The following is a 979-nucleotide window of genomic DNA, read 5'->3' as shown; positions in this document are numbered from 1 at the left end:
GGGGTAAATTAAGACCTTGTCATGTCGTTCTATGAATGGTTGAATATCATGGAATGAGTTGACCTTTTGGATCTTCCTTTTCGGCAGATCTTCTATGTTGAGAAAGCAAGGCTCATTCAGACTTCCAGTTAGTTCAGTGTACAAAGCTTCTGGTGTATCTCTTTTATATTTTAAAGATATTATTTTATCTTTTTTATGGAAGTCATAAATCCAAATGGGTTTATTGAAATCATCGTTGGTTATTATTGTTGTCATCTCCTTGGTCATCTCTGCATTATCCTTTTTATTAAAACAGTTGATAGCGTTGAAGTTAGTTGTACCTCCTCGCCTACAATCGTTTTATCCCTTTTTTTCTTTATACTTAGACCGAAAACGGACAGACCGATGACCAAGAAGATGTACAATGCAATATGCAGATGTCCCTGTGGGCTGCAAGACGGGATGCAGCAACTGTCGCCATCAGGATCGGTTTTGTCTGTGGGGGATGAAACAGGTTCTACGGGGTTAGCTTTGGGTGGGGTACTCGACGTGCGGGTTACCTTCAGACCAACGTACAGCGCCAGCAGTTGCTCGTTTCAGCACCTGTACGATATCACGGGTCTGGTGATGCTCCTATTAAATTTTGTCTACTTTGAAACATTGCTGGCGTGACTCATCACAAGACTTCGTCCACTGGAGCTTCTGATCATTTATAGCCGTCCAGCCCCTGCCACAGGGGCGAGTATGCCCTGCGGCAGAGGCTGGCTCCAGAACGCGATGCGGAGGACTCGGAGTCGGTTGTGTGTCGAAGCCAGACACCTATCGTGGTGGTTGGGAAGTTCTAATTGCCGCTCTTGACAAAGTGTACTATTAATTGTACTACCAGAAACGGAAAGTTGGTCGCATGTGGCTCCGACTAGAAATCGCTAAGTACCTGAAATAGGCCACCCCTTCTCGAACCCCTCCGGATAGAAGCGCTCCTTGGTGCGGTTGAAGTAGC

At 45.7% G+C, this 979-nt stretch carries 2 protein-coding genes; one reads left to right on the top strand and one right to left on the bottom strand.

Going from position 1 to position 979, the window contains the following annotated elements; all coding sequences use genetic code 11:
• Nucleotides 1-267: hypothetical protein (locus JFN90_RS22145; RefSeq protein ID WP_215906906.1), on the bottom strand; the 267-nt coding region annotated here is incomplete at its 3' end.
• Nucleotides 268-384: 117 nt separating this feature from the next.
• On the opposite strand from JFN90_RS22145, the gene JFN90_RS22035 reads away from it, so the two are divergent.
• Complete coding sequence (locus JFN90_RS22035; protein WP_199397287.1) at nt 385-651, top strand: hypothetical protein; 267 nt, start codon at nt 385-387, stop codon at nt 649-651.
• Nucleotides 652-979: the final 328 nt, after the last annotated feature.

The sequence above is a fragment of the Geomonas propionica genome (genome assembly GCF_016458235.1).
GTDB classification, from domain to species: Bacteria; Desulfobacterota; Desulfuromonadia; order Geobacterales; family Geobacteraceae; genus Geomonas; species Geomonas propionica.
The sequence above is the reverse complement of the archived record's forward strand: the minus strand, read 5'-3'. Positions and strand labels throughout refer to the sequence as shown.